The sequence below is a fragment of the Moorena sp. SIO3E8 genome, from assembly GCF_010692445.1.
GTDB lineage: Bacteria > Cyanobacteriota > Cyanobacteriia > Cyanobacteriales > Coleofasciculaceae > Moorena > Moorena bouillonii.
Genome location: NZ_JAAHHM010000271.1, coordinates 1 through 4,136, shown reverse-complemented (window position 1 = coordinate 4,136; position 4,136 = coordinate 1). Strand labels below are relative to the sequence as shown.

Below are 4,136 nucleotides of genomic sequence, written 5' to 3'. Positions count from 1 at the left end.
CAGTTGCTCGTAATTTTGCGCTGAATATCTATCGCTCCAATGGCTTCTCCAATATGGCTCAAGCACAGCGATACTGCCAATTTGGACTAGACACACTCAAGCGCATTTTTAGAATGAAATAGCCCTGCAATCTTTACGGACAGCCAGAGCCTGTTTGGTTAATGGCTCCACAAAAAAACACTTAGCAACAACGCTACTGTCAATCACCAACAGCATTATCGGTTCCGGTCTTGATTAATTTGCTCGACTGAATCAGGCATAATACCAATTCGGGCAAAGATTGTTTCTCTAGTGCGATCAATTCCTTCGAGAACCTCTGCTGACGGTCGCTGGGAGAGTCGCACAGACCGCTCCAATAACACCAAAATCTGTTGATTGACAGAACGGCGTTCTCGGGCAGCCATTGCTTTGATCTGTTGGTAAAGCTCTTCAGGAATATCTCGTAGACTTAAATTGGCCATGGTTTTCACTAATGTTTACACTAGTATGATAGCATAGTGATACCAAACCTATGGAGAAAACAGAGTACGGATTATCTCAGTCCGGCGGACGCGAAAAGAAGAGGTAGCCATTTATGAAAGCAACAGAATTTGATGCCAAATTCGATCAGGGGGAAGACATTACTGAATTCTTAGACCTTGTCTTGATGCAATAGCGAGTGGGGGAAACCCCCAAGACCGCGCTGCATCGCTTCCCATGCTAAACGTCCTGGATATGAGCAGAAACGAGTTAATGTTGATTTCCCAACTTGGATGATTGAAGCATTAGATCGGGAAGCCAAACGATTGGGGGTCACCCGTCAGTCAATTATTAAGGTATGGCTCGCTGAACGACTTGAACAGCTATCGTCTTAAAAACCTTTATATACAAGAGTTCAGAGCCGCTACGCGAACGCACTAGACGGGATGCGAGTCACGCGAAGCTTCCGCGCTTATGCGATCGCTTGATCCTCTAGAGTGCGTTATGGGCAGTAAGCTGTTGTGCATTTAATACTGTATTAGTGGCTGAAATCAAATAAAAAAGATAGATTACAGTGTGCTTTTGCCTTTTGCCTTTTGCCTTTTGCCTTGCTAAAACCAATTTTAAATGCGTTTTCGCTTATATCAAATATATCACTTCGGCTTTGTGAGCATCACGCGCCAAAAAACAAAAGCAATTAAGGATGCATAACCTAATACTGTTAGCCACTCCTGCAAAGTTCCCATACCAAATAAAACTGTGTTATCCATAAATACAGAAGTATTGAATATAAAATTTATCGCAACTCTCTTCCGAAGGTAAATAGAGACAAGGGAATTAATTTAAAATCCTGTTGGGCAAAGGGAAGGCCAATAATCGTAATCGCTAAAATTAGCCCTGATCCCAAATCCGGTTGCCACGCACCACTATAATGAAAGAAAGTATATCTGCATCAATGCCATGCCCAGAAAAGCCTACTTAGCTCCCCATTTTAGTTCCGATCAACTCAAACAAAAATACCTTAAAACTACAGAGCCTGTGGCATCGAGGAGATGGCACTTAAATCGCGAAAGTGTATTTGGGCTGGACTCTCAAGAATAGTGCTTCCGCTGTAGGAATTAATTATGATTATGCTAAATAAATCCTTAAAAAATACAATGAGTTAGGAAAAGAAGGTGTGGAAAATCTCAAAAATAAATCTCCTCTACGGCGAGGGGGTAAACAGTCATTGTTAACGGAAAAACAACTAGAAAAATTAGCCCAAAAATTAAAGTCAAAACCCTCAGATGGGGGGATGTGGACTGGACCAAAAGTAGCTCGCTGGATCGAAAAAGAAAATGGTCTGGAAAAAGTTTGGAATCAAAGAGGCTGGGATTACCTTAGGACTTACGCAAATCCCTCAATTTAACTCTACCTGTAGGGTGGGCAAAACCTTGCCCACCCTACCCATGGAGTCTGTGCGTAAGTCCTGACCTAAAAAAGCTCAAATACTCCGATCAGAGTCCCAGACCCAAACATAGGAAAGCAGATGAAGATGAACAATAAAAATTTAAACAAACTTTACCTTTAAAGGTCAAAAAAATAGAACAAAAATATCCCCTGGCTGATCTAGATGTCTGGTTTTTCGATGAACATAGAGTGGGATTAAAACCAATTTTAAGGAAAGTGTGGAGTCCCATAGGGGAAAGACCAACGGCAATAGTTAGCCATCGCTATGAATGGTTATCTGTCTATGGATTTGTCAAACTAAAAACTGGAGAAACTTTGTGGTATCTAATCCCTAGAGTCAACACATTATGGTTGAATCTAGTGTATCAAAACTTTGCCGTTGATGCTGGTATTTCTGAAAAAAAAAGTTTTATTGATAGAAGATAATGCGGGATGGCATCGCAGTAAAAAAGCGATGCAGCAAGGGAACAGGGGGTTTCCCCCATGAGCGACTGCATCAAGACAGTTAATCTTCCCTCAGGCATGATGGTGGAATACTTACCAGCTTACTCCCCAGAGTTACAACCAGCCGAAAGACTATGGTGTGCACGTAGATGAGCCCTTGGTCAATGAGCACTTTGAAACCATTGATGAAGCGGTGCGACCCCGGTCGGGTTTCCCGACCTAGGGAATGCGCACCAAGAGAATGGAAAAAACTTTGGTTTCCCGTTGTAATATTCTCAGTGGAATCAAAGAAGAAATTAGAAATTTGACTGATTATCATTGGCTAGAGTTTCTTTAATTTATTAAGGGGGTATGGCAACCGGATTTGGTATAAGATGCGTTTACCCTGAGATAGAAACTTGAGATATGCAAATTTTAATTTGTGGTGCCGGTAGCGGTGCTCATGCTTTAGCCGGGATTTTTTCTCAAAAATCAAATGTGAATGTTCGGGTTTTTATTAATGATTCAAATAAAGTCCAACGTTGGAACGAACACTTGAACAATCACTCATTAACTGTTACCTTCCGTGAATAAAAAAATAAAGACTGGTCTAAATTACAGTCTCAACCTTTTTTGGTTACTGACGATCCTGCTCAGGCAGCCTTTAACAGTGACATAATTATTTTTGTACTTCCAGCTTTCCTACACTTAAAGTACCTAAAACTGCTATTTCCCTACATTGAAGAAGGCTGTATACTTATTGGTATGCCCGGGCAAAATGGCTTTGAGTTTGATGTTAGGTATGCTCTAAGAAGAAAATTAAATTCTTGTATTGTTATCAATTTTGAATCCCTACCTTGGGTTTGTGGCAATCGCGAATTTGGCAAATCGGTAGAGATTATGAGTATCAAAACACAATTAGTAGGAGCATTACAAGGCAATCCTTCTAATGCTAGGATACCTAAATTTATTGTAGAGTTACAAAAACTTTTAGGGAATCTACCAAAACTTATTATCTCAGGTCATTTATTGGGAATGACCTTAGTTTCTCCGAATGCCTATAGTCATCCTCCTATTATCTATGGGCGTTGGAAAAATTGGGATGGGCAACCTTTAGATTACAAACCGTTATTCTATCATGGTATAGATGAGTATACAGCAGAACTTCTAGGTAAACTTAGTGAAGAAATCCTTACTATTAGTCGTCAGATTGGCCAAGAATATCCCCAAATAGATTTGTCTGAAGTGATTTTCGTTTATGATTGGGATATGAATCATTACAGTGAATATATTGCCGATAAAACAAATATACATACTGTTTTTCTAACCAATGGTGCTTATAACGGGATTGTACACCCCATGCTACAAATGCCGAATGGGACTTATCTTCCCAACTTTAATCACCGCTATTTGACAGAAGATATTCCTTTTGGTTTAGTGGTTATTCGTGGTATTGCAGCAATTGCTGGGGTCAAAACTCCTTATATCGATTTAGTATTGTCTTGGTGTCAAAATACTGACGGGGTGACGAAACAGGCTGAAATGCTTGCTATGTAAAGCTAGTAGCATTTTGTGGTCAAAAAAAGTAGGTCTCTAAATTTGCAACAAGACCTACGTATTGCAACGGTGCGCTTTCCAATGGGCGAGTAAATCGCCCTTGGGTCGCACCGCAATGTTACCAACATTCTACCAAAACCACCTAAAAAGTCAATTAAGTCTAGCCGATTATATTTTTTTAAAAATCCTGATTAATCTTTTACAATTAATCAAGAAAGTCAGTTTGGAAAAGTTAGCAAATGCTCTCC

The 4,136-nt window shown here is 40.1% G+C and carries 8 protein-coding genes and 1 pseudogene; 7 read left to right on the top strand and 2 right to left on the bottom strand.

Annotated elements, in window-relative coordinates; genetic code table 11:
• Window positions 1-215 precede the first annotated feature (215 nt).
• Window positions 216-461: a hypothetical protein gene (locus F6K46_RS38600; RefSeq protein WP_293068506.1), complete on the bottom strand. Its 246-nt coding sequence runs from the start codon at window positions 459-461 to the stop codon at window positions 216-218.
• A gap of 291 nt (window positions 462-752) precedes the next feature.
• Between F6K46_RS38600 and F6K46_RS38595 the strand changes: the two genes are divergently transcribed.
• The gene (locus tag F6K46_RS38595; RefSeq protein ID WP_293118070.1) at window positions 753-854 is read left to right on the top strand and encodes a ribbon-helix-helix protein, CopG family; all 102 of its coding nucleotides are present in this window, start codon (window positions 753-755) and stop codon (window positions 852-854) included.
• 401 nt (window positions 855-1,255) lie between these two features.
• Here the strand turns inward: F6K46_RS38595 and F6K46_RS38590 are convergent, their stop codons facing one another.
• The gene (locus F6K46_RS38590; RefSeq protein ID WP_293068503.1) at window positions 1,256-1,366 is read right to left on the bottom strand and encodes a YccF domain-containing protein; all 111 of its coding nucleotides are present in this window, start codon (window positions 1,364-1,366) and stop codon (window positions 1,256-1,258) included.
• 53 nt (window positions 1,367-1,419) lie between these two features.
• On the opposite strand from F6K46_RS38590, the gene F6K46_RS38585 reads away from it, so the two are divergent.
• The 6 genes and pseudogenes from F6K46_RS38585 to F6K46_RS38560 all read left to right on the top strand — a co-directional run.
• Window positions 1,420-1,560, top strand: coding sequence for a hypothetical protein (locus tag F6K46_RS38585; protein WP_293118067.1), 141 nt, complete (start codon window positions 1,420-1,422; stop codon window positions 1,558-1,560).
• A gap of 76 nt (window positions 1,561-1,636) precedes the next feature.
• Window positions 1,637-1,867, top strand: coding sequence for a hypothetical protein (locus F6K46_RS38580; protein ID WP_293068500.1), 231 nt, complete (start codon window positions 1,637-1,639; stop codon window positions 1,865-1,867).
• Between the two features lie 257 nt (window positions 1,868-2,124).
• Window positions 2,125-2,334 carry a hypothetical protein gene (locus F6K46_RS38575; RefSeq protein ID WP_293068498.1) on the top strand — a complete coding sequence of 70 codons (210 nt, stop codon included), beginning with the start codon at window positions 2,125-2,127 and terminating at the stop codon, window positions 2,332-2,334.
• Window positions 2,335-2,757: 423 nt separating this feature from the next.
• Window positions 2,758-2,925, top strand: coding sequence for a hypothetical protein (locus F6K46_RS38570; protein ID WP_293047489.1), 168 nt, complete (start codon window positions 2,758-2,760; stop codon window positions 2,923-2,925).
• A gap of 39 nt (window positions 2,926-2,964) precedes the next feature.
• Entirely contained in the window at window positions 2,965-3,888 is a 924-nt protein-coding gene (locus F6K46_RS38565; protein WP_293068496.1) for an NAD/NADP-dependent octopine/nopaline dehydrogenase family protein, read from the top strand.
• Between the two features lie 115 nt (window positions 3,889-4,003).
• Window positions 4,004-4,136 (top strand): annotated as a pseudogene (locus F6K46_RS38560) (IS4 family transposase); the annotation flags it as partial.

What these genes read in the sequence shown, in the direction of transcription:
- F6K46_RS38600 (WP_293068506.1), bottom strand. Translation starts at nt 461, where the DNA reads ATGGCCAATTTAAGTCTACGAGATATTCCTGAAGAGCTTTACCAACAG.
- F6K46_RS38595 (WP_293118070.1), top strand. Translation starts at nt 753, where the DNA reads ATGATTGAAGCATTAGATCGGGAAGCCAAACGATTGGGGGTCACCCGT.
- F6K46_RS38585 (WP_293118067.1), top strand. Translation starts at nt 1,420, where the DNA reads ATGCCCAGAAAAGCCTACTTAGCTCCCCATTTTAGTTCCGATCAACTC.
- F6K46_RS38570 (WP_293047489.1), top strand. Translation starts at nt 2,758, where the DNA reads ATGCAAATTTTAATTTGTGGTGCCGGTAGCGGTGCTCATGCTTTAGCC.